Origin of the sequence: Bradyrhizobium yuanmingense (assembly GCF_029167105.1) — a bacterium.
In the GTDB taxonomy this organism is placed as follows: domain Bacteria; phylum Pseudomonadota; class Alphaproteobacteria; order Rhizobiales; family Xanthobacteraceae; genus Bradyrhizobium; species Bradyrhizobium yuanmingense_A.
In genome coordinates this window covers 1-22,040 of sequence record NZ_JARFML010000042.1, presented here as the reverse complement: position 1 = coordinate 22,040, position 22,040 = coordinate 1, and the positions used below count along the sequence as shown (strand labels likewise).

Sequence of the window (22,040 nt, the reverse complement as noted above, 5' to 3'; positions counted from 1 at the left end):
CGCATGTGAATCGGCCCTCTCTCGCTTTGACGTGCACACGCGGGGGGCTTATGAAGCGGGCTCATGACACAACATGACAACGATCCCGCCTGGCCGGACCACAAACCGACCGCGCTCCTCGTGCTTGCCGACGGCACGGTGCTGGAGGGCTTTGGTCTCGGCGCCGAGGGCCACGCCGTCGGCGAGGTCTGCTTCAACACCGCGATGACCGGCTACGAGGAGATCCTGACCGATCCTTCCTATGCCGGCCAGCTCATCACCTTCACTTTCCCGCATATCGGCAATGTCGGCACCAACGACGACGACATCGAGACGGTGAACATGGCCGCGACGCCCGGCGCGCGCGGCGTGATCCTGCGCACCGCGATCACCAATCCCTCGAACTACCGCGCCACCAAGCATCTCGACGCCTGGCTCAAGGCGCGCGGCATCATCGGTCTCTCCGGCATCGACACCCGCGCGCTGACCGCGCTGATCCGCTCCAAGGGCATGCCCAACGCCGTGATCGCGCATTCCAGGACCGGCGAGTTCGATCTGCATGGCCTCAAGGAAGAGGCGCGCGAATGGCCGGGGCTCGAGGGCATGGATCTCGTGCCGATGGTCACGAGCGGCCAGCGCTTCACCTGGGACGAGACGCCCTGGGCCTGGGACAAGGGCTTTGGCAGGCAGGACAAGCCCGAGTTCAACGTCGTCGCCATCGACTACGGCATCAAGCGCAACATCCTGCGCCTGCTCGCCGGCGTCGGTTGCAAGGTGACGGTGGTGCCGGCGACGACATCGTCCGAGGACATCCTGGCAATGAAGCCGGATGGCGTGTTCCTGTCCAACGGTCCGGGCGATCCGGCCGCGACCGGCAAATATGCCGTGCCCGTGATCCGCGACGTGATCAAGTCGGGCACGCCGACTTTCGGCATCTGCCTCGGTCACCAGATGCTGGGCCTTGCCGTCGGCGCCAAGACCAAGAAGATGCATCAGGGCCATCACGGCGCCAATCACCCGGTGAAGGACGAGACCACCGGCAAGGTCGAGATCACCTCGATGAACCACGGCTTTGCCGTGGACGAGACGACGCTGCCGAAGGGCGCGACGCAGACCCACATTTCCTTGTTCGATGGGTCCAACTGCGGCATCCAGCTCGACGGCAAGCCGGTGTTCTCGGTGCAGTACCACCCGGAGGCTTCGCCCGGCCCGCGCGACTCGCATTACCTGTTCCAGCGCTTCGCCGATCTGATGCGGCAGAGGAAGAGCGCGTAAGACCCGTTCATCACGAATACTTCACGACAAAAGCCCGGGCTCGCCCCGGGCTTTTCGTCATTCCGGGCGCGCGCAGCGCGAGCCCGGAATCCATCTGGCAACGGACTCTGCAGCGCGATGGATTCCGGGCTCGACGCTGCGCGTCGCCCCGGAATGACAAACCCAGGAACGCCGCCTCACTCCTCTCGTTGATTCCTGCTACCCTGACACAGGAGCACAGCCATGTCCGTCGTCCGCGACAAGGCCGAGCCGCTCGCCATTGTTTTCGAGGATGACGGGCTCGTGCCGAACAACATCCTTCCGTTCCTGGTCTACCAGGGCGCGGTGAAGCTCGACCCAAAGCGCCCGGAAGAGACCATCGAGAATCTGTTCGAAGCGAACGGCTGGGGCGGGACGTGGCGCAACGGCGTCTACGACTATCTGCACTATCATGCGACGGTGCATGAGGTGCTCGGCGTCGCGCGCGGCAGCGCCCGCGTGCGTTTCGGCGGCGATCACGGTCAGGAGCTGGACATCAAGGCCGGCGACGTTGCGATCCTGCCCGCCGGCACCGGACATCAATGCATCAAGGCCAGCGCTGATTTCTGCGTGATCGGCGCCTATCCGCCAGGCGCCAAGATGGAGATCACGCGCGCAACGCCGGAGAACCATGCGAAAGCGCTGAAGACGATTCCGCAAGTGGCGCTGCCGCCGGCCGATCCCGTAACTGGGAAGGACGGGGCATTGATGAGGCTGTGGCGGTAACGACGAGCGCGATGCGGTAGGGTGGGCAAAGCGAAGCGTGCCCACCAACAATCAATCCGAAGGATAAACGGTGGGCACGGCGCGCGAAGAGCGCGCCTTTGCCCACCCTACGAAAGCCACGAAAGCTCGGCCTACGCTTCGTTGGCGCCTTCCTGCCGGGTGGCTTCGAACAGGAACCAGGTGCGGCGCTCGGTCTCGTCGATGAAGTTCTCCAGAATGCTGGCGCTGGCGACGTCGCCGGCCTCGTCGCAGACGTCGTGCGCCTTGCGCATCGCGGCTGCGACGTGCTTGTTGTCCTGCATCAGCTCGCGCAGCATCTCGCGCGGCGGGACGTAGTCCTCGTTGTTGTCCTTGATGGTCTGGAGCTTTGCGACCTGGCCGATCGACTTCAGCGTGGTGCCGCCGATCTTGCGGACGCGCTCGGCGAGCTGGTCGGTGGTGGCGAAGATCTGGTCGGACTGCTCGTCGAGCAGCAGGTGGTAATCGCGGAAGTGGCGCCCGCTGATATGCCAGTGGAAATTCTTGGTCTTGAGATAAAGCGCGAACGCGTCGGCCAGAAGAACGTTGAGCGCCTCAGAGACTTTCTTGACCCCGTCGGGCGACAGATCGGTGGGGGTATCGAGTTCGGGCGAGACCTTGTTGTTTTTGCTCACGGGAGACCTTCCTGTTAGGACGCGGACATTGACGGCGCGCCGCCGCACCCCTAACGCAAGGCGGGCAGCGCCGGTTCCTCTTCCGGAACCGTTGGCCGGGACCTTCGAATACCATGGACGATTGGATCGATTATTACGACTCGACGCATACGATCTATGTCAGCAAGCTGCATCGCGACCTGCACTTCCAGATCATTGCGCGGGACATCATCGGCTACATCCCCTCGCCCGATGCGACGGTGCTGGACTATGCCTGCGGCGAAGCGCTGTCGGCGACCCAGGTGGCGGCCGCCTGCGGCATGCTGATCCTGGCCGAGCCCGCGCCGGGCGTGCGCGGCCGGCTAATCGCGCGGTTTGCCCCAAACACCAAGATCCGCGTCCGCTCGCTCGAGGACGTCCGCAAGATGCAGGATCAGTCGATCGATCTCGTCGTGATGAACTCGGTCGCACAATACATGACGCCGGACGAGCTCGATGCGGCGCTATTGAACACCCGCCGCATCCTGAAACCCTCCGGCAAGCTGGTGCTGGGCGACATTCTACAGCCCAATGTCGGCATGGTCAGGGATGTGATGGCGCTGCTCGGGTTCGGCCTGCGTCACGGATTTCTGAAGGACGCGCTGATCGGGCTGATCAGCACCGCGCTGTCGGATTATCGCCAGCTGCGCTCGAAGATCGGACTGCAGCGCTACAGCGAGGACGAGATCACGGCCAAGCTGAAGGCGGCGGGCTTCGCGGTCCAGCGCGCCCACAGCAATATCGGGCACAACCGCTGGCGTATGACCTTCATCGCGAGGCCGCCTCTGGTCCGTTAAGCATAACGATCAGCTGAGGTGGCCTGGCGCACGCCGATCGGGAATAATCCTGATGGCCCGGTGGCGGAAATGTCTACGCGGGGGCGGTGCATCGCTCTTCATCCTGGTTCAAATCCAGGCCGGGTCTCCAGCCTTCGCTGGCTCCGCCAGCTTCGGCTCGGCAAGCCCGTCGTGGCGAAGGCTGCCGCGGCGAAGCCCGAAGTGCGAAGCCGGGCGCGCTCGGCAGTTTGTCCCAACCCCCTGAAAATTGGCGGTTGATGGGTGTTTTTCGGGGTTTCGCCGCTCCAAAAACTGGTCTAAGACCCACCCGCGCGCGAGGGAGACCCCGCGCTCTCGCCAAATGGGGACGCGCGGCAAGCGCGCCCTTTTTTTGTGCCCAGATCCCAGCCCGTGAGCGGTGATGCCCAAACGAACCGACATCTCGACCATCCTGATCATCGGCGCCGGTCCCATCGTGATCGGCCAGGCCTGCGAGTTCGACTATTCGGGCACCCAGGCGGTGAAGACGCTGAAGGAAGAGGGCTATCGCATCGTCCTCGTCAATTCCAACCCGGCCACCATCATGACCGACCCGGAATTGGCCGATGCGACCTATATCGAGCCGATCACGCCCGAGATCGTCGCCAAGATCATCGAGAAGGAACGTCACGTCGTCCCCGGCGGCTTCGCGCTGCTGCCGACCATGGGCGGGCAGACCGCGCTGAACTGCGCGCTGTCGCTGCGCCGCCAGGGCACATTGGAGAAGTTCGACGTCGAGATGATCGGCGCCACCGCCGATGCCATCGACAAGGCCGAAGACCGCCAGCTGTTCCGCGAGGCCATGACCAAGATCGGGCTCGAGACGCCGAAGTCTCGGCTCGCCAACGCCTCCGAGCTGAAGAAGTCGTTCCGCGAGAAATACCAGGCCGAACGCGAGAAGCTGTCGGGCGCCGCGCTCGAAGAGCTCGACCGGCAATGGACGCTCGGCGAGAGCGAGCGTCGCAAGCGTTACCAGGAATACGCCTTCGGCCAGGCCATGATGGCGCTGTCCGAGATCGGCCTCCCTGCGATCATCCGGCCCTCCTTCACGATGGGCGGCACCGGCGGCGGCATCGCCTACAACAAGGAAGAGTTCCTCGACATCATCGAGCGCGGCCTTGACGCGTCTCCCACCAACGAAGTGCTGATCGAGGAATCCGTGCTCGGCTGGAAAGAGTACGAGATGGAGGTGGTGCGCGACAAGAAAGACAATTGCATCATCGTCTGCTCGATCGAGAACCTCGATCCGATGGGCGTGCACACCGGCGATTCCATCACGGTGGCGCCGGCGCTGACGCTGACCGACAAGGAATACCAGATCATGCGCGACGCCTCGCTGGCGGTGCTGCGCGAGATCGGGGTCGAGACCGGCGGCTCCAACGTTCAGTTCGGCGTCAATCCCGAAGACGGCCGCATGGTCGTCATCGAGATGAATCCGCGCGTGTCGCGCTCCTCCGCGCTGGCCTCGAAGGCCACCGGTTTTCCGATCGCCAAGGTCGCCGCCAAGCTCGCGGTCGGCTACACGCTCGACGAGATCGCCAACGACATTACCGGCGGCGCGACGCCGGCCTCGTTCGAGCCGACCATCGACTATGTCGTCACCAAGGTGCCGCGTTTTGCCTTCGAGAAATTCCCGGGCGCCTCGACCACGCTGACCACCTCGATGAAATCGGTCGGCGAGGTCATGGCGATCGGCCGCACCTTCCAGGAAAGCCTGCAAAAGGCGCTGCGCGGGCTCGAGACGGGATTGACCGGCCTCGACGAGATCGAGATCGAGGGCCTCGGCCGCGACGACGACAAGAACGCGATCCGCGCCGCGCTCGGCACTCCGACGCCGAACCGAATCCTCCAGGTCGCCCAGGCCATGCGGCTCGGCTGGTCGAACGAGGACATCTTCAACTCCTGCAAGATCGATCCGTGGTTCCTCGCCGAGATGCGCGGCATCGTCGAGATGGAGGAGAAGGTCAGGAAGAACGGCCTGCCTGGCAACGCCTTCGGCATGCGCACGCTGAAGGCCATGGGCTTCTCCGACGCGCGGCTCGCCGTGCTGGCCGAGACGACCGAGGCCGAAGTCAAGGCGAAGCGCCACGCGCTCGGCGTTCACCCGGTATACAAGCGCATCGACACCTGCGCGGCCGAGTTCGCCTCGCCGACCGCCTACATGTATTCGACCTATGAGGCGCCGTTCGCCGGCCTGCCCGCGGACGAGAGCGCGCCGTCCGACAAGAAGAAGGTCATCATTCTCGGCGGCGGTCCCAACCGCATCGGCCAGGGCATCGAGTTCGACTATTGCTGCTGTCACGCCTGCTTCGCGCTGCACGACGCCGGCTACGAATCCATCATGGTCAACTGCAATCCGGAGACGGTGTCGACCGACTACGACACAGCCGACCGGCTCTATTTCGAGCCGCTCACCGCCGAGGACGTGCTGGAGATCATCGCCAAGGAGCGCAGCAGGGGCACGCTGCACGGCGTGATCGTGCAGTTCGGCGGCCAGACGCCGCTGAAGCTGGCGCGCGCGCTGGAAGCCGCCGAAGTGCCGATCCTCGGCACCTCGCCCGACGCCATCGACCTCGCCGAGGACCGCGACCGCTTCAAGCGCGTGCTCGACAAGCTTCGCCTCAAGCAGCCGAAGAACGGCATCGCCTATTCGGTCGAGCAGGCCCGCCTCGTCTCCGCCGATCTCGGCCTGCCGCTGGTGGTGCGCCCGTCCTACGTGCTCGGCGGCCGCGCGATGCAGATCATCCGCGAGGAGAACCAGCTCAACGATTATCTGCTCGGCACGCTGCCGGAGCTGGTGCCGGCCGACGTCAAGGCACGCTATCCGAACGACAAGACCGGGCAGATCAACACCGTGCTCGGCAAGAATCCGCTGCTGTTCGACCGCTATCTGTCGGACGCCACGGAAATCGACGTCGACTGCCTTTGCGACGGCAAGGACACCTTCATCGTCGGCATCATGGAGCACATCGAGGAAGCCGGCATCCATTCCGGCGACAGCGCCTGCTCGCTGCCGCCGCACTCGCTCGATGCGAAGATGATCGAGGAGCTGGAGCGGCAGACCCGCGAGCTCGCGCTCGGCCTCGACGTCATCGGCCTGATGAACGTGCAATACGCGATCAAGGACGGCGAGATCTACGTGCTCGAGGTCAATCCGCGCGCCTCGCGCACCGTGCCGTTCGTCGCGAAGGTGATCGGCACGCCGGTCGCCAAGATCGCCGCGCGCATCATGGCCGGCGAGAAGCTCGCCGATTTCAACCTGAAGAAGGCGGCGCTCAAGCACGTCGGCGTCAAGGAATCGGTCTTCCCGTTCGCACGCTTCCCCGGCGTCGATACCGTGCTCGGCCCCGAGATGCGCTCGACCGGCGAGGTCATGGGCATCGACCGCTCGTTTGCGGTCGCCTTCGCCAAGAGTCAGCTCGGCGGCGGCACGCGGGTGCCGCGCAAGGGCACTGTGTTCGTCTCGGTGCGCGAAAGCGACAAGACGCGCATCGCGGATGCCGTGCGCGAATTGCATTCGCTCGGCTTCAAGGTGCTGGCGACCTCGGGCACGGCGCGCTTCCTGACCGACCAGGGCATCCCGACCGAGAAGGTGAACAAGGTGCTGGAAGGGCGGCCGCACATCGTCGATGCCATCACCAATGGCGACGTCCAGCTCGTCTTCAACACCACCGAAGGCCCGCAGGCGCTGGCCGACAGCCGCTCGCTGCGGCGCGCGGCCCTCTTGCATAAAGTGCCATATTACACCACTCTTTCCGGGGCCGTGGCGGCCGCGCAGGGCATCCGCGCCTATTTGGGCGGGGACCTTGAGGTTCGTACCCTGCAGAGCTACTTTTCGGAAACCTGATCGCTAGCGGCAGCGAAGCTTCCGCTAAGTGATTGGCAATGAAGCCACAATGGCCGGAGGAACTGTCCGGCCAGGTGGCAGTTCTGTTCCGGCGCTAAAGCCCATATCTGTCAAGGTCCGGAAGCCCCTCTTTGGGCTCTGGAGAACTGACGAATCAAGGTTGCGGCGCCCATCCGCATTCTGGGGCGCACGATCGAAGGACGAGAGAGACGATGGAAAAGGTTCCGATGACCCAGGCCGGCTTTGTCGCGCTCGGGGAAGAATTGAAGCAGCGCCAGTCCGTGGACCGTCCGCGGATCATCGAGCATATCGCCGAGGCGCGCTCGCACGGAGACCTGTCGGAGAACGCGGAATATCATGCCGCGAAGGAAGAGCAGTCGCACAATGAGGGTCGCATCGCCGAGCTCGAGGACAAGCTCGCGCGCGCCGACATCATCGACATCTCCAAGCTCTCCGGCGACACCATCAAGTTCGGCGCCACCGTGACGCTGGTCGATGAGGACACCGAGAAGAAGACGGTGTGGCAGATCGTCGGCGAGGTCGAGGCGGACGCCAAGAAGGGCCGGATCTCGATCACCTCGCCGCTCGCACGCGCATTGATCGGCAAGAAGAAGGGCGCCACGGTCGAGGTCAACACGCCGGGCGGCGCCAAGGCGTACGAGATCACCAAGGTGGAGTGGCGGTAAGGACTTGCCGCTGCGCCTGCCGACGTTTCGAGAAGGCCGCGCCATGCGCGGCCTTCTGTTTTGGCATGTTGCTGGAGTTGTGGCGGACACACGCTCTCATCACACGTCATTGCGAGCGGAGCGAAGCAATCCAGACTGCCTCTGCGGCGAAGCTCTGGATTGCGTCGCTCCGCTCGCAATGACGGAGAGGACCGTGGACTGGTATTCCCTCTTCCCGTAAGAACGAGGAGAGGGAGAAGACCCCTACCGTCGCCCCTTAACCTCGAGCGGCACCGCCGCCTCGTGCTTCGAATTGTGCAGCACCAATGACGTGCGCACGTTGCGGACATGCGGGGCCGCGGTGAGGTGCGTGACGAAATCCTGGAAGGTCGCCATGTCGGGTGCGACGCATTTCAGGATGAAATCGACCTCGCCGGACAGCATCCAGCATTCCCGCACCAGGGGCTCGGCGCGGACGAATTCCTCGAACGCGCGCAAATCCGCTTCGGCCTGGCTGGACAGGTGCACGGCGGCGAAAACGGTGACGTCGAAGCCCAGCTTGCGTGCGTCCAGGAGGCCGCGATAACCGTGGATGTAACCCTCCTCCTCCAGCGCCCTGACGCGGCGCAGACAGGGGGGCGGCGAGATGCCGACGCGCTTGGCCAGCTCGACATTGGTGATTCGACCGTCGGCCTGGACCTCGGTGAGAATCTTGAGGTCGATCTCGTCTAGGTTCCGCGACACGTGATTGGAACTCCTGGCCTTTGCGGCGGTATCCGGTGATTTGTCGGAATCCTCATAACCCAACCCGCACCGCCAGCGCAATTTTATTGCGCGTGCAGCGCAATCGACTTTCGTTCCCTGTTGGAAAAATCCGCCGATAGGGAATGCAATTCTTGCATGGCTCGCCAGATTGCTTAGATTAGCTCTGATATTTCAGCGCCTCCGCTAGGCCTCCCGGCACATTCCGCGCTCGCGCTGCAAATCCCCCGTGAAAGGCGTCCATCGAAATGTCCGCTCCTGTTCATGCAAAGGTCGTCATCATCGGCTCCGGCCCGGCTGGCTACACTGCCGCGATCTACGCCGCGCGCGCCATGCTTGAGCCGATCCTGATCCAGGGCATCCAGCCCGGCGGCCAGCTCACCATCACGACCGACGTCGAGAACTATCCGGGCTTCGCCGACGTGATCCAGGGCCCCTGGCTGATGGAGCAGATGGAGAAGCAGGCGGTCCATGTCGGCACCAAGATCGTCTCCGACCTGGTCACCAAGCTGGAGACGGCGCACCGGCCGTTCCGCCTCACCTGCGACTCTGGCGACGTCTATCTCGCCGAGACCGTGATCCTGGCCACCGGCGCGCAGGCGCGCTGGCTCGGGCTGCCGTCGGAAGCCAAGTTCCAGGGCGGCGGCGTGTCGGCCTGCGCCACCTGCGACGGCTTCTTCTACCGTGGCAAGGAGGTGATCGTGGTCGGCGGCGGTAACACCGCGGTCGAGGAAGCCCTGTACCTCACCAACCATGCCTCGCAGGTCACGATCGTGCATCGTCGCGATCATTTCCGGGCCGAGCGCATCCTGCAGGAGCGCCTGTTCAAGCATCCGAAGATCAAGGTGATCTGGGACGCCGCGGTCGACGAGATCTGCGGCACGGAGAACCCCAACAAGGTCACCCACGTCCGGCTCAAGAACGTCAAGACCGGCGCGCTCACGGACGTGAAGGCCGACGGCATCTTCATCGCCATCGGGCATGCGCCGGCGACCGAACTCGTCAAGGATCAGGTCAAGCTGAAACCCTCCGGCTATATCGAGGTCGCCCCGAACTCGACCGCGACCTCGGTGCCCGGCTTGTTCGCCGCCGGCGACGTCGCCGACGAAACCTATCGCCAGGCCGTGACGGCCGCCGGCCTCGGCTGCATGGCCGCACTCGAAGCCGAACGTTTCTTGGCCCTTCGCGCCAGCGAGCGCGCGGCAGCGGAATAGAATCATGCCCCGAACACGCGACGGATTTACGGATATGGACTGGGACAAGCTGAAGGTGTTTCACGCCGCGGCGGAAGCGGGCAGCTTCACGCATGCGGGCGAGCAGCTCGGCCTGTCGCAATCGGCGGTGTCGCGCCAGGTCTCGGCGCTGGAGCAGGAGCTCTCGGTCTCGCTGTTCCACCGCCACGCCCGCGGCCTGATCCTCACCGAGCAGGGCGACCTGTTGTTCCGCACCGCGCATGACGTGTTCATGCAGCTGCAGGCGGCGCGCGCCAAGCTCACCGACAGCCGCGAACGGCCGAGCGGCGATCTCAAGATCACCACCACGCCCGGCGTCGGCATCAACTGGCTGATCCCGCGGCTCGGCGAATTCACCGCGCTCTATCCGGAGATCCGCATCTCGCTGATCGTCACCGACGAGGAGCTCGATCTGTCGATGCGCGAGGCTGATGTCGCGATCCGCACCCGCAAGCCGACGCAGCCGGATCTGATCCAGCGCAAGCTGTTCGCGATGGGCTTCCACGCCTATTGCTCGCCGGAATACATCAAGCGCTTCGGCACGCCGCGCACGCTGGAGGAGCTCGACTCCCACCGCATCATCACGCTCTCGGACGGCAACTTCGCGCCGCACCTGCAGAACCGCAACTGGCTGATCGAGGCCGGGCGCAACGGCTCGGGTCCGCGCGAGGCCTATTTCAAGGTCAACAACATCCTCGGTCTCGTGCGCGCCTGCGCGCAGGGCCTCGGCATCGCCGCCCTGCCCGATTACCTGGTCGAAGAGCAGAGCAAGCTCGTGCAGCTGTTCGGCGAGTCGGACTCGATCCAGCTCGACACCTACTTCGTCTATCCCGAGGAGTTGAAGACGGTCGCGCGCGTGCAGGTGTTCCGTGACTTCGTGGTGAGCAAGGCGCAACGCTGGCCGTCCTGATTTCCGCATGACTGACATGCGGCCTCGGCTGTTGCTGCAGGGCACTCGGCAAGCCCATAATGTTTGCACGCTGAGCCTTCGCGTTGCGCATTTGTCCCCCTCCTCCAGTGGCGCGGGAGTTCAGTAATCCCTCTTGGAAGGTGATTGTGTCGGCCTCACGTGGCCAATACCTAAGCCGGGCCCTCGGGTCCGGCTTTTTTTCGTCAAAATGTGCTTCGCTCTCCGCGTGTGTTGACAGTTCCGCGCATACCCCGCATCATTCGCCCATGATCACGAAGTCGTGCGCAATCGTTTTGAAAAAAGGCCCCCATCCGGGGGCCTCGGAATATTGCGCGCGCTAAGCTGACTTCGTCATCGCGAGCCAATTCCGAAAACCCCGCCGTCTGGACGGGGTTTTTTCATGTGCCCTCCGTCTCAGGCATTTTTCCCGAGAAGGAGATGGAAACATGACCGCACTACGAGATCACTTGCACGGGCTGTGGTTGCCGCTGGTGACGCCGTTCCAGGACGGCGCGCTGGACGAGAGGTCGCTGCGGCGGCTGACCCGGCACTACGGCACGCACGGCATCGACGGCCTCATCCTGGGCGCGACCTCCGGTGAAGGCATGACGCTGCGCGCGGCAGAGCTCGAACGTCTCGTCGCCGTGGTGCGCGAGGAGATGGCGGCCGCCGGCCGCAACCTGCCGATCTGCCTCGGACTGTCGGGCGCGGACACCTCGCGTCTGCAGGAGCGGCTCGACGAGACCGCGGACTGGCCGATCGACGGCTACCTGATCGCCAGCCCCTATTATGTGCGGCCGTCGCAGCGCGGCCTGCTGGCGCATTTCGAGACGCTCGCCGACCGTGCGGCCTGGCCGATGGCGCTCTACAACATTCCCTATCGCTGCGCCGTCAACATCACCAACCAGACCATGCTGCGGCTGGCCGAGCACAAGAACATCGTCGGGCTGAAGGATTGCGGCGCGAGCCGGGAGCAATCGATCGCGCTCTTGCGCGACCGGCCGAAGGGTTTTCGCGTGCTCACCGGCGAGGACGCCAATTACTTCGAGGCACTCAGTGACGGCGCCGATGGCGGCATCGTGCTGTCAGCCCATGTCGAGACCGCGACCTTCGCGGCGATCTATAGCGAGCACAAGCGCGGCAACCACGATGCGGCTCTGGCGCGCTGGCACGAGGTCGCCGGGCTGACGCGGCTGTTGTTTGCCGAGCCGAGCCCCGCGCCGGCAAAGTACTGGCTATGGCGATGCGGCCTGATCGACAGCCCCGAGGTGCGCCTGCCGATGGTGGAAGTGAGCAGCGAGCTCGCGGCAACGATCGATCGCGAGATCGAGCGACGGATGACGATCGCGGCGTAGCGGCTTTCTCTTCACGCCACCTCCGTGTCATTCCGGGGCGCGCGCAGCGCGAACCCGGAATCCATCAATCTGCCAACTCAACCGCCCGATGGATTCCGGGTTCGCGACTTTCGTCGCGCCCCGGAATGACGGCGGTGGGAGCGCGCGGCACCGTGGTTAACCGCGCCCCAACGGCCTTCGCAGCTGCCGCAATCCGTATCCACGTCTCGTTTACGTGACTGCGCCTATCGTTGTGTCCAAAGTTACCGAAGGGGAAATGACCATGGGGTATCGCACCCGGCCTACGGCCGCGAGCCAGTTCGCGCCCGCCGATCTCTTGAAGGGAATTCTCGTCGTCTCGTCGTTCGGGTTCTGGGCCGTGATGCTCGGCCTGATGCCGGTGCTGCTGTTTCGCGTCTGGCTGGTCGGCTGAAGCTGCGCGCGCGGGATGGTTAATCCGTGGTAGCACCTGTGTTCAAAATGCACGGGCAGATGCGATCCGGATCTTAAAACATCGCAGCTATCACTGACGCCCATAAGCGAAGAAATCGCGGGGGCGTTTGTGAATAGTCAGAATGAAATGGCGTCGCATTTCGACGCCGAACAGCAGGGCTTCAGCACCGAGGATATTCTCTGGGCCGTCGGCATCTGGTCGGTGATCCTGACCCTGTCGCCGGTCATCGTGTTCTACATGCTGATGGTGGCGTGAGGACAAGCTTAGAAGCGCAAAACGCGCGGACATTCCCGCGCGTTTTTCGCCGTTCGGAATGACCAATGAAAATTAAGCTGCCTGCTTGTGCATTGCGCCGGAGGCCGATGCGGTGCCGCGGATAGCCTTCACCGAACGCTCGATCGCCGCCCAGAGCCTGGCGATTTCCTGAGCCGCACGGCTCTCGGCCTGATACTCGCGCGCGCCTTCGCCGTGGCTGAGCGCCATCAGCAAATCCGAACGATTGGTGATCTGGCCGCCCCACACCGGAGCGCGGAATTTCGCCAGTGCTTCGCGGGCGATGGTGACGATCGGGCTTTCGGCTTCGTCGCGCTTGGCCGGGGCACCGTTGAGCACGACCGCGTAGGGCTTGCGCGCGGCGCGGCACATCTGGATGGTTTCCTGCACGGCGTTGACGTCGAACACGCCGGGACGCGCCGGGATGACCACCATGGTGGCGTTCTTGATCGCGTCGTCGACGACGGCCGACAGATTCGGCGGCGTGTCGATCAACACCCATTCATAACCGTCGCGCTTGGCCGCGGAGACGATGCCGCTGACGGAGTTGACGGCAGCCTTGATCGGCGGCTCGTTGGTGCCGCGCAGCTTGTGCCACAGCGTGAGCGAGCCTTGCGGATCCGCGTCCACCAGCATGACCTGCTTGCTCGCCTTGATTTGCGCGGCAAGATGCGCGGCGAGGGTACTCTTGCCCGAACCGCCTTTACGTGATGCAAAAACAATAACGTTCATACCTTCGGCCTCCAGATTGACCCCAGGCTGCGAAAATGAATCAGCGCGCTGATTCGTGAAAGAAAAATTTGTCGGGAGCTGCGCGACAGCCACGAAATAACAAGACGTGTTGGCTTTTGAGTCACACTGCTCCGCAGGAGGCAGACACGAGCCGCATCGCAATGCCGCTCGTGCCAGCCGTCTGTGCGCTTTTTGAGCAACGCGCGGGGCAAAGCGGACTGCAACCTTGCCGCGCAAACCTTCCCGCGGGCTTTTTTCGGGCGTGCGCGCCCGTCAATCGACGCAAGCCTTCCGGCGCCGTGCGAACAAAACGAGTCCGCAAGTCGTCACCAAGCCGATGTCGGGGCCGGAACGAGCAAGGCGCGATGGCGCGCCTTCTGAGTTTCAAAACAGGAACAGCGCCGCCCGGCGCTCAGCCCCTTGGCCGCTGGGCGCTCAGCCTTTAGGTGCTGGGGGCTCAGCCTTGGCTGGATTTTTTCTTCGCCGCCGGCTTGGCGCTCTTCTTTGCGGTCGTGGACGCCTTCTTGGGCGCGATGCTGGTCGGCTTGCCGGCCCGCTGCTCGGCCGGCGCCGGTCCGCGGCGGAAGAACACTGCGCATGGCGGCGAGAGCTGCGCCTTCTTCTTGATCATGCAGGCGGTGATGGCATCGACGTTGGGAACGAACTCGCCGCACAGCCGCATCGCATCCGGCGTGCAAGCCTGCTGTTCCTCCTGGGTGTAGGCGAAACCGGCGCGCGGCAGCGCCAGGACGGCGAGGGCAAGCGACAGGGCTGCAACCGCCACGGATGTCTTGAAGCGAAACGCCGGCATCGATTCCCCCAAATGTCGAACAGGAGGGAATAGTGGGTGAACGGCGGTTCGTTGGCAACCGAGGGGGAGTGCGAAAGGTCGGAGCTGTGCGGTCTCGGCAACAGGGCGGGGTGGCCGCCATCTCCACCGCTGTCATCCCCGCGAAGGCGGGGATTACAGCAGTGGGCGGGGAGAGCCTGGCCTTCCAAACACAAATCGCGAAAACAACCCCATGCACAGTAGCCAAGTCACTGCAAACACTCGGCATCCCCAATCTTAGGATTTTTCGAAGTCAAATTTGACTCGTCGGGCAAAACAGGGGCATGATGGCACCGTCAAAAATGCGCGTGGGTGGCCGGCTCGTTCTCCTGCGCCGATCAAAAGCTAGCGGGAGTGAAGGCGACATGACGGGGAATGAAGCGGAGCTGCCGCTGTCGGGTGTGACGGTGGTTTCGCTGGAGCAGGCGATGGCGGCGCCGCTGGCGAGCCGGCACCTGGCGGATTGGGGCGCGCGGGTGATCAAAATCGAGCGGCCGGGCAGCGGCGATTTCTGCCGCGACTACGATCACGTCATGAACGGCATGTCGAGCCAGTTCGTCTGGACCAACCGTTCCAAGGAAAGCCTTGCGATCGACATCAAGAGTCCCGAGGGCCGCAAGGTGCTCGACGCCCTGCTGCCGCGGGCCGACGTGTTCATCCAGAACCTCGCGCCCGGCGCGGCGGAGCGGCTCGGCCTCGATGCCGCTTCGCTGCTGCGCAGATTTCCGCGCCTCATCGCCTGCGACGTCTCCGGCTATGGCACTGATGGCCCCTACAGCGGCAAGAAGGCCTATGATCTCTTGGTGCAGTGCGAGGCCGGCGTGCTCGCCATCAACGGCACCGAGGCGGAGCCGGCCAAGGTCGGGCTTTCCGTGGTCGATATCGCTACCGGCATGTACATCCTCAACGGCGTGCTGATGGCGCTGTACGCCCGCGAGCGGACCGGCAAGGGTACGGCGTTCCAGGCCTCGCTGTTCGATTCCATCACGGACTGGATGAGCTATCCCGCGTTCTACACTGAGAGTACCGGCCGGCCGCTGCCGCGCACCGGCGCCAGGCACGCGACGATCGCGCCTTACGGCCCGTTCCGGGTCGGCGACGGAACGACCGTCTTCTTCGGCATCCAGAACGACCGGGAATGGCGCTCGCTGTGCCGCATCGTGCTCGGCGATGCCGACCTCGCCGATCATCCGAAGTTCCGCACCAATCCGCTGCGCATGCAGAACCGCGACGAGCTGCAAGCGCATATCGAGCAGCGCTTTGCAGCCATGACCAGCGAGGAGGTGCTGCGGCTGCTGGACGAAGCCGCGATCGCCAATGCGCATCTGAACTCGGTCGAGGCCTTCCTGCAGCATGAGCAGCTGCATGCCCGCGCGCGGGTGCAAAGCGTCGGCTCGCCCTGCGGACCGGTGATGAGCTTCCTGCCCGCACTCACCATTCCCGGCGTGACGCCGCGCATGGATCCGGTGCCAGATGTCGGCGAGCACAACGCGTCGATCCTCGGCGAACTCGGCCTCAGCAAGGAGGCGTGACAATGGTCTCGCTCCGGCCGACGCGGGCCTATCTCGCCGTTCCCGCGCATCGCGCCCGTCTCGTCGCCAAGGCGGCGGCATCATCGGCGGACGCGGTGTTCATGGATCTCGAAGACGCCGTGCCGCCCGCCGAGAAGGGCGTTGCGCTGGCGGAGGCCGCCCGCGCGCTATCCTCGCTCGACTGGGGCAGCAAGCACGTCGCGGTCAGGCTCAATGCCGTCGACAGCCCGTTCATCGCAGAGGAGATCCGCGCTCTGGCGGCCCTGTCCCGGTTGGATGCTGTGATCGTGCCGAAGGCGGAGCGCGTGAGCGACATCGTCGCCATGGCCGATCGCTTGCGCGCAGCCGCGTCCGATCGCGCCGCACCTGTTACGCTGGAGCTGCTGATCGAGACCGCGCTCGGCCTCGTCAATGTCGATGCCCTCGCCGCGTGCCACGACAGCGTGGCCGCGCTGCATCTCGGCGTCGGCGACCTCGCAGCCTCGCTCGGCGCCCGCACCGCCGACATCGGCATCTCGCCGGACGGCTATCGCCACGTCGGCTCCGGGCAAAGCGGCTACGCCACAGCGCCGCTCGACCTGTTCGCCTATCCCATGATGCGCCTGCTGGTAGCCGCCCGCGCGCACGGCCTGCGGGCGATCGATGGCCCCTGCGGCGCGTTCCGCGATGCTAGGCTGACTGAGGCCAGCACGCAGAAGGCCGCGGCGATGGGCTTTGACGGCAAGCAGGTGATCCATCCCGACCAGATCGAGCCGACGCTGCGCGCGTTCACGCCCTCGGACGAGGAGCTGGCCCAGGCGCGGCGGGTGGTCGAGGCGATGGAGCGGGCCGAGGCGCAGGGCCAGGGCGCGGTGACGCTGGATGGCAAGATGATCGACTATGCCAATGTGCGGATGGCGCGGCGGATCATCGAGCTGGGATCGTAGCAGCGCATGGCCACCTTGCTGATCGTCGCGCCGGTGTTCGCGCTGATCGCGGCCGGCTACGCCGCTGTGCTGTTTCGCTTCGTCTCGGAGGGCGCACACAAGGGCATCAGCGAGTTCGCCTTCAGCATCGCGATCCCTGCGCTTCTGTTCCGCACCATCGTCATCTCGGAATTTTCCGACGTCGGCCCCTGGCGAATGTGGGGCGCCTATTACGGCGCGCTGGCGCTGACCTGGATCGCGGCGCTCATGATCTCCGCACTCCTGCGCGGGCGGCGCGGCAGCAGCGAGGACGGCGTCGTGTTCGCGATCGGCTCGGTCTACGGCAACATCGTGATGCTCGGCATTCCCCTCGTGCTCTCCGCGCTCGGCAACGAGGCGGCGGGACCCATGGCGCTGATTCTGTCGGTGAACACGCCGCTGCTCTGGCTCTGCGGCATCCTGCAGATGGAGCTGGTCAGCCGCAAGCAGACGGGCTCACCGCTCGCGATCATCTGGCCCGTGATCGCCGACCTAGCACGCAACCCGCTGATGCTGGCGATCGGCTTCGGCGTGGTCTGGCGCCTTGCCGGACTCGGCCTCACCCCCGTCGTCGACAAGACGATCGAGCTGCTGGCGCAGGCGGGCTCGCCGGCGGCGCTGATCGCGCTCGGCATCAACCTGTTCCGCTTCGAGGTGAAGGGCGAGAAGCTGAGCATCCTGGTGATGTGCGCGCTCAAGCTGCTCGCCATGCCGGCCGCGGCGTTCGTGCTGGCCAGACTGCTCGACCTGCCACCCATCGCCGCGGGCGTCGTCGTGCTGTTCGCGGCGATGCCGACCGGCGCAAACGCCTACATCTTCGCGGTGCAGTATCAACGCCTGGTAAACCCGGTGTCGGGCGCGGTGGCGCTCGGCACCCTGCTGGCGGCGCTGACGTTGCCGGTGGTGGTGTGGGTGGTGGCGGGAGGGAAGTAGGCGGCCTGTCGTTTGCCGACACCGCTATGCGACAGCCTGGCCGGCGCGCCAGGCCATCTCCCAGAAGTCGGCCTCCAGGCGGGTGGCTTCCTTGAAGATCGCAATCAGCTCGGCCTCGCGGGCCGGCGTGGCGTAGAGGTCGGCGAGATGCTCCATGTGCGCCTGCGCCCTGGCAGCGACCTCCTGGTATGGCGCGCCGGCATATTCGTCGATCCAGACCCGATAGGCGTTCGTCGCAGCATCCGCACCGGGCCGCGAGGCGAGCCGCGTTGCGATCTCCGCGTATCCGATCACGCAAGGCGCAAGCGCGACCTTGAGCGCCAGCAGATCGCCGCGCATTCCCGCGTCCAACACGTAGCGCGTATAGGCCAGCATCTCGGCCGCCGGAGGGGCTCGTTCAAGGTCGCTCGGGGACAGGCCCCATTCGGCACAGAGCTTCACATGCAGGTTCATCTCGACATCGAGGATGGCCGACAGGCCGGCCGTGGCTTCACGCATGTCGGCAAGCCTGGGCGACTTGTACACCGCGAGCGCGTAGGCGCGAGCAAACTCGATGAGGAACAAATAGTCCTGAACGAGGTAGTGACGAAACGCAGCTTCAGGGAGCGAGCCGTCCGCCAATCCGTTCGTGAAGGGATGCTCCGTATAGGCCCGCCACTCAGTGGACGCGGCTGTCTTGAGACGCTCGAAAAAACTCACGATCTTTTCCGCCTGCTTGCTTGTCCATCAAACGTCATTGGCTCGCTACCGATAGCGCATTGCGAATGGAGGAGCTACGGTGGCGGCGGACAAAGCTGGTTTTGAGCAACGTTGCGGATAGGCCCCGCTTCGAGCCACACTAATCGCTTGGCATCAACCTGCCCCGCTTTCGAGGTGAAGGGCAAGGAGCTGAGCATCCTGGTGATGTGCGCGCTGAAGCTGGCGGCGATGCCGGCAGCCGCGTTCGTGCTGGCCAAGCTGCTCGACTGCCGCCGGTGGCTGCCGGGGTCATCGTGCTGCTCGCGGCGATGCCGACCGGGGCGAATGCGTACATTTTTGCCGTGCAGTGTCAGCGGCTGGTGAACCCGGTGGCACTGGGGACGCTGCTGGCGGCGGTGACGTTGCCGGTGGTGGTGTGGGTGGTGACGGGCTAGGCGTCGGAAGCTTGGGGGGCGACGCCGCACGGCTTCCCCGCCGAATTGCCAATCAGCGCAGGCCGAAGAACGAGAGCACCGCGGCAATTACGACGATTAGCCCGATGATATAGATGATACCGTTCATAGCTCAGCTCCCTCAGCGTTGTCTGTCCTGCCGCAGCTACAAACACCTGAGGCTATGAAAAGGTCCGGCGCTGCTGGCCACCGTTTTCTTCCACAATCGGGGAACGAAGACGAACCGTCCTGCTTCGTCGCGCTGGAGCCGCGCGATCTTTTTGCCTTTGCACGCAAAGGTGGCTAGACTGGCGTGATACACATTGCAGGGAGGGGCACATGGCGAACCGCGAAGACATGCTCGCATTGATCAGAGCCGGCTACGCCGCGCGCGACGGCGGCGACACCGATAGCCTGGTGACGGCCTTTCATCCCGAGGGCGCGTTCACTCTGATGGGCGACAAGAGTGCGCTCGAATTGACAGGACGCATGCAGGGCCACCCGACCCTGCGCGAAGCTTTCGGCCAATTCACCAAGGGCTTCGGCTTCGAAGGCCGCGAGATCCTCGCCGAGCTGGTCGACGGTGATCGCGTCGCCATCCACTCCCGCGTCACCGTGCGATACCACCCGACCGGGAAAGCGGTCAGCACCGAGATCGTGGACCTGTTCACATTTCAGGACGGCAAGATCGCGGAGCTGATCGAGTTTGCGGATACGGCGCAGATCAAGGCGATGATCTCCTGACGGACGATGAGGTTCGATTTGCTTCAGAGCGGGCAGCAAGCCACCAAATAAGTGGGCAGAGCACTGGCTGCCTGCCCACCATGTTCGAACGTCGACTTGTTCCGCTATCTCAAGCCTGGATGCCTCGATGTCGAGCGCTTCTCGACCTCTGTGTGTTCGCGGTTTACCTGCACGCCGGCTTACTGCTTCGGTTCAGCTCGCGCTTCCAGCCCGCGAAGCTGCGTCCCGATAGTCAAGTCACCGATCTTACGGCCCATTTCCTTTCCGACCTCCGTCGAGAAACGGTAATGGAAACCGGCATAGATGCGGGAATTTGCGACCTCATCGCTATAATCCTGGAGCTTGGTCCATTTACGAGTCACCCCCGGCGCAGTGGGGCTGGTCATCGTTAGCTCTCCGACCTCGTCGCCGGCGATGGACCGGAGAACCGTGGAAACCGCCGCCGATACGATGCAGTGGGCGCAGGGGTATTCGGGATGCATCGGCGTTTCACCCAGCGGCAACCAGGACGGTTCGCGTGGCGTCATCGGGTTCTGCGTGATGTCCGCGTTGCGTATGGCCGTCATTGGCCGCCAAAAATTGTAGTGATACTTCGCATCAAGGACGGCAAGGATTGCGTCGTTCCCCGCGATCTCCGCGAGGGCGAAGAGACGAGCGCAGTCAACGACGTCCATGTGCTTGGCCAAGGCGACCTGCCGGACGATTGGATTGAAGCTGGGAGGCCCGACCAGAAACCAGACTCGTCCGATCCCGGTCTGCTCTGCCGTTCGGGTGGTGCTGTTGCGAGCGCCGAGCTCCCGAATTTCGTTGACGTCTCTGGTCCAGGTCTCGGAATCGAGCGCCGGTGGTGGCGCTGGACGGAATTGTGAGACCGATGTCATGACCCAAGGGGTCATTCTTCCAGCCGTCGAGCCGATCGGCACCACGGTCGGCACATAGGCCCCCGGGGCTGTATAGGGACGATAAGTCTCCTGGACGTCACTGCCGTCATCCCTGCGCAATGCTATCACACCGGAAGCGGCCATCTTTCCAAGCTCGATTCCGGTCGCCTTTCCCTCCGTGTCCGGAATGCCGGAAAGCGATGCAATCAATGCCGCATCGAGGGCAGCTTTCTGGTCCGGATAGATCGTCAGTAGAATGTTGTAAGCCGCAGTCGACGCTGCGGCTTCCTTGGACGTAGAGCGGTCTGCCACGAGATCCAGCTTGTATGGAGTGTATCGCCTGTCGATCGCGTTGACGGCCTCGAACATGGCAACGTGCAGCATCGACATTGTCCGGGCCTGCGGCACAGGCAGGACCTTCTTTTCAGCGGCAATCGCATCTGCTTTCGCGTTCCAGTCCATGATGACATCGGCACGCGCAGTGCCGATGCAGACTGCAAGAGTGGCGACGATCAGAAATGGAGATTTCGTTGCAAGAAACGTCTTCATCTTCATGCTCCTCGTTGTTTCAACAGAGAGCGACATCTTGTACGGACGAGCCGCGCAAGAACGTAGAAGTGCAGAACGATCCTAAGAGTGCAGCAAGCCGGCTGCTGTGAAACAGCTTACACCCGTCCTCGCCTTCGTCGAAAAGACTTTGAGGCGCGGCCCAAAGAGTAAGATCGACTGGCTTACCTGATGCACGACCTGCAATCTCGGCAAGTCTTCCGAACAATCATCACATGCTTTGCGCATTCGCGCTTGCTGACGGTGCTGATCAAGCTCGGCATCTACTTGTTTCGCGCGAGGTGAAGAGCGAGCGGCCGGGCATTTTGGTGAGGCGTGCCGCTCCAGCTTGCGGCAATGCCGGCTGCTGCGTTCGTGCTGGCAAGATTGCTCGACCTGCCGTCGGCGAAGGCGAGCATTTTGACTTGAGCCTAGGCAGCCCAGTCCATGATCGCGTCGATGAAGGTGCGAGCCTGACGGATCGCGTCGAGCCTCGTCGCACAGACACCGACCGACACTGTTCGGCCCCTTCCGACAGTCCACTTCCAACCAGCCGGGTAGCTCATTTCAACGATCGAGAAGCTTACGCCGCGATGTTCCACGGAGAACCTCCGCTAACATGTTGCCGTGTCTGAGAAAGGCTACTCCAAATGGCGAATTTGTCCAGCCGAACGCAGGCCCACGATTCGCTCGCGCGGCTTGGATATGAGAGTTCGGAAGAGCGCATGAAACTCAAGCGGCTCGCATAGTACTGCGCGGGGGTGGCGCTGGGACGCTGCTGGCGGCGATGACGCTGCCGGTGGTGGTG

21 protein-coding genes are annotated in these 22,040 nt (G+C 64.1%); 15 read left to right on the top strand and 6 right to left on the bottom strand.

The window, feature by feature from the left end:
- The first annotated feature begins 63 nt into the window (after positions 1 to 63).
- A complete protein-coding gene (gene carA / locus P0R31_RS35020; protein ID WP_275519269.1) occupies positions 64 to 1,254 on the top strand; it encodes a glutamine-hydrolyzing carbamoyl-phosphate synthase small subunit in 1,191 nt (396 codons plus the stop codon).
- A gap of 222 nt (positions 1,255 to 1,476) precedes the next feature.
- Positions 1,477 to 1,998, top strand: coding sequence for a hypothetical protein (locus P0R31_RS35015; protein WP_275519267.1), 522 nt, complete (start codon positions 1,477 to 1,479; stop codon positions 1,996 to 1,998).
- Positions 1,999 to 2,129: 131 nt separating this feature from the next.
- Here P0R31_RS35015 and P0R31_RS35010 read toward each other — a convergent pair whose 3' ends face one another.
- A complete protein-coding gene (locus tag P0R31_RS35010; RefSeq protein ID WP_275519265.1) occupies positions 2,130 to 2,651 on the bottom strand; it encodes a Dps family protein in 522 nt (173 codons plus the stop codon).
- A gap of 113 nt (positions 2,652 to 2,764) precedes the next feature.
- Here P0R31_RS35010 and P0R31_RS35005 point away from each other — a divergent pair, with 113 nt between their 5' ends.
- The 3 genes from P0R31_RS35005 to greA all read left to right on the top strand — a co-directional run bounded on the left by P0R31_RS35005 (position 2,765) and on the right by greA (position 8,017).
- The gene (locus tag P0R31_RS35005; RefSeq protein ID WP_275519263.1) at positions 2,765 to 3,466 is read left to right on the top strand and encodes a class I SAM-dependent methyltransferase; all 702 of its coding nucleotides are present in this window, start codon (positions 2,765 to 2,767) and stop codon (positions 3,464 to 3,466) included.
- 400 nt (positions 3,467 to 3,866) lie between these two features.
- The gene (carB, locus tag P0R31_RS35000) at positions 3,867 to 7,331 is read left to right on the top strand and encodes a carbamoyl-phosphate synthase large subunit (RefSeq protein ID WP_275519261.1); all 3,465 of its coding nucleotides are present in this window, start codon (positions 3,867 to 3,869) and stop codon (positions 7,329 to 7,331) included.
- A 212-nt stretch (positions 7,332 to 7,543) separates the two neighbouring features.
- Positions 7,544 to 8,017: a transcription elongation factor GreA gene (greA, locus tag P0R31_RS34995; RefSeq protein WP_036009537.1), complete on the top strand. Its 474-nt coding sequence runs from the start codon at positions 7,544 to 7,546 to the stop codon at positions 8,015 to 8,017.
- A gap of 243 nt (positions 8,018 to 8,260) precedes the next feature.
- On the opposite strand, the gene P0R31_RS34990 is transcribed toward greA, so the two are convergent.
- Entirely contained in the window at positions 8,261 to 8,740 is a 480-nt protein-coding gene (locus P0R31_RS34990) for an Lrp/AsnC family transcriptional regulator (protein WP_275519259.1), read from the bottom strand.
- Positions 8,741 to 9,006: 266 nt separating this feature from the next.
- Between P0R31_RS34990 and trxB the strand changes: the two genes are divergently transcribed.
- The 5 genes from trxB to P0R31_RS34965 all read left to right on the top strand — a co-directional run bounded on the left by trxB (position 9,007) and on the right by P0R31_RS34965 (position 12,943).
- Positions 9,007 to 9,972: a thioredoxin-disulfide reductase gene (gene trxB, locus P0R31_RS34985; RefSeq protein ID WP_275519257.1), complete on the top strand. Its 966-nt coding sequence runs from the start codon at positions 9,007 to 9,009 to the stop codon at positions 9,970 to 9,972.
- 4 nt (positions 9,973 to 9,976) lie between these two features.
- Positions 9,977 to 10,900 carry a LysR family transcriptional regulator gene (locus P0R31_RS34980; protein ID WP_025032176.1) on the top strand — a complete coding sequence of 308 codons (924 nt, stop codon included), beginning with the start codon at positions 9,977 to 9,979 and terminating at the stop codon, positions 10,898 to 10,900.
- A gap of 446 nt (positions 10,901 to 11,346) precedes the next feature.
- Entirely contained in the window at positions 11,347 to 12,255 is a 909-nt protein-coding gene (locus P0R31_RS34975) for a 4-hydroxy-tetrahydrodipicolinate synthase family protein (RefSeq protein ID WP_275519255.1), read from the top strand.
- 262 nt (positions 12,256 to 12,517) lie between these two features.
- Positions 12,518 to 12,667, top strand: coding sequence for a hypothetical protein (locus P0R31_RS34970; protein ID WP_167361666.1), 150 nt, complete (start codon positions 12,518 to 12,520; stop codon positions 12,665 to 12,667).
- A gap of 93 nt (positions 12,668 to 12,760) precedes the next feature.
- Positions 12,761 to 12,943, top strand: coding sequence for a hypothetical protein (locus P0R31_RS34965; protein ID WP_246510516.1), 183 nt, complete (start codon positions 12,761 to 12,763; stop codon positions 12,941 to 12,943).
- A 72-nt stretch (positions 12,944 to 13,015) separates the two neighbouring features.
- On the opposite strand, the gene P0R31_RS34960 is transcribed toward P0R31_RS34965, so the two are convergent.
- The gene (locus P0R31_RS34960; RefSeq protein ID WP_025032179.1) at positions 13,016 to 13,693 is read right to left on the bottom strand and encodes a ParA family protein; all 678 of its coding nucleotides are present in this window, start codon (positions 13,691 to 13,693) and stop codon (positions 13,016 to 13,018) included.
- Between the two features lie 457 nt (positions 13,694 to 14,150).
- On the bottom strand, positions 14,151 to 14,504 hold the full coding sequence (locus P0R31_RS34955; RefSeq protein ID WP_275519253.1) for a hypothetical protein: 354 nt from the start codon (positions 14,502 to 14,504) through the stop codon (positions 14,151 to 14,153).
- Between the two features lie 383 nt (positions 14,505 to 14,887).
- Between P0R31_RS34955 and P0R31_RS34950 the strand changes: the two genes are divergently transcribed.
- From P0R31_RS34950 to P0R31_RS34940, 3 genes are read left to right on the top strand one after another with little or no spacing between them, the layout of a single operon-like run.
- A complete protein-coding gene (locus P0R31_RS34950; RefSeq protein WP_275519250.1) occupies positions 14,888 to 16,054 on the top strand; it encodes a CaiB/BaiF CoA transferase family protein in 1,167 nt (388 codons plus the stop codon).
- Positions 16,055 to 16,056: 2 nt separating this feature from the next.
- Complete coding sequence (locus tag P0R31_RS34945; protein WP_275519248.1) at positions 16,057 to 16,980, top strand: HpcH/HpaI aldolase/citrate lyase family protein; 924 nt, start codon at positions 16,057 to 16,059, stop codon at positions 16,978 to 16,980.
- 6 nt (positions 16,981 to 16,986) lie between these two features.
- Complete coding sequence (locus P0R31_RS34940) at positions 16,987 to 17,931, top strand: AEC family transporter (protein WP_275519246.1); 945 nt, start codon at positions 16,987 to 16,989, stop codon at positions 17,929 to 17,931.
- 24 nt (positions 17,932 to 17,955) lie between these two features.
- On the opposite strand, the gene tenA is transcribed toward P0R31_RS34940, so the two are convergent.
- The gene (gene tenA, locus P0R31_RS34935; RefSeq protein ID WP_275519244.1) at positions 17,956 to 18,630 is read right to left on the bottom strand and encodes a thiaminase II; all 675 of its coding nucleotides are present in this window, start codon (positions 18,628 to 18,630) and stop codon (positions 17,956 to 17,958) included.
- 275 nt (positions 18,631 to 18,905) lie between these two features.
- On the opposite strand from tenA, the gene P0R31_RS34930 reads away from it, so the two are divergent.
- Positions 18,906 to 19,064: a hypothetical protein gene (locus tag P0R31_RS34930; RefSeq protein ID WP_275519243.1), complete on the top strand. Its 159-nt coding sequence runs from the start codon at positions 18,906 to 18,908 to the stop codon at positions 19,062 to 19,064.
- 336 nt (positions 19,065 to 19,400) lie between these two features.
- Positions 19,401 to 19,805, top strand: a complete 405-nt coding sequence (locus tag P0R31_RS34925; protein ID WP_275519242.1) for a nuclear transport factor 2 family protein — start codon at positions 19,401 to 19,403, stop codon at positions 19,803 to 19,805.
- A 179-nt stretch (positions 19,806 to 19,984) separates the two neighbouring features.
- On the opposite strand, the gene P0R31_RS34920 is transcribed toward P0R31_RS34925, so the two are convergent.
- A complete protein-coding gene (locus tag P0R31_RS34920) occupies positions 19,985 to 21,235 on the bottom strand; it encodes a vanadium-dependent haloperoxidase (protein ID WP_275519241.1) in 1,251 nt (416 codons plus the stop codon).
- Positions 21,236 to 22,040: the final 805 nt, after the last annotated feature.

Bases quoted from the DNA above. Each gene is read 5' to 3' on its own strand.
- carA (WP_275519269.1), top strand. From the start codon at position 64: ATGACACAACATGACAACGATCCCGCCTGGCCGGACCACAAACCGACC.
- P0R31_RS35015 (WP_275519267.1), top strand. From the start codon at position 1,477: ATGTCCGTCGTCCGCGACAAGGCCGAGCCGCTCGCCATTGTTTTCGAG.
- P0R31_RS35005 (WP_275519263.1), top strand. From the start codon at position 2,765: ATGGACGATTGGATCGATTATTACGACTCGACGCATACGATCTATGTC.
- carB (WP_275519261.1), top strand. From the start codon at position 3,867: ATGCCCAAACGAACCGACATCTCGACCATCCTGATCATCGGCGCCGGT.
- greA (WP_036009537.1), top strand. From the start codon at position 7,544: ATGGAAAAGGTTCCGATGACCCAGGCCGGCTTTGTCGCGCTCGGGGAA.
- trxB (WP_275519257.1), top strand. From the start codon at position 9,007: ATGTCCGCTCCTGTTCATGCAAAGGTCGTCATCATCGGCTCCGGCCCG.
- P0R31_RS34980 (WP_025032176.1), top strand. From the start codon at position 9,977: ATGCCCCGAACACGCGACGGATTTACGGATATGGACTGGGACAAGCTG.
- P0R31_RS34975 (WP_275519255.1), top strand. From the start codon at position 11,347: ATGACCGCACTACGAGATCACTTGCACGGGCTGTGGTTGCCGCTGGTG.
- P0R31_RS34970 (WP_167361666.1), top strand. From the start codon at position 12,518: ATGGGGTATCGCACCCGGCCTACGGCCGCGAGCCAGTTCGCGCCCGCC.
- P0R31_RS34960 (WP_025032179.1), bottom strand. From the start codon at position 13,693: ATGAACGTTATTGTTTTTGCATCACGTAAAGGCGGTTCGGGCAAGAGT.
- P0R31_RS34955 (WP_275519253.1), bottom strand. From the start codon at position 14,504: ATGCCGGCGTTTCGCTTCAAGACATCCGTGGCGGTTGCAGCCCTGTCG.
- P0R31_RS34950 (WP_275519250.1), top strand. From the start codon at position 14,888: ATGACGGGGAATGAAGCGGAGCTGCCGCTGTCGGGTGTGACGGTGGTT.
- P0R31_RS34945 (WP_275519248.1), top strand. From the start codon at position 16,057: ATGGTCTCGCTCCGGCCGACGCGGGCCTATCTCGCCGTTCCCGCGCAT.
- P0R31_RS34940 (WP_275519246.1), top strand. From the start codon at position 16,987: ATGGCCACCTTGCTGATCGTCGCGCCGGTGTTCGCGCTGATCGCGGCC.
- P0R31_RS34925 (WP_275519242.1), top strand. From the start codon at position 19,401: ATGGCGAACCGCGAAGACATGCTCGCATTGATCAGAGCCGGCTACGCC.
- P0R31_RS34920 (WP_275519241.1), bottom strand. From the start codon at position 21,235: ATGAAGACGTTTCTTGCAACGAAATCTCCATTTCTGATCGTCGCCACT.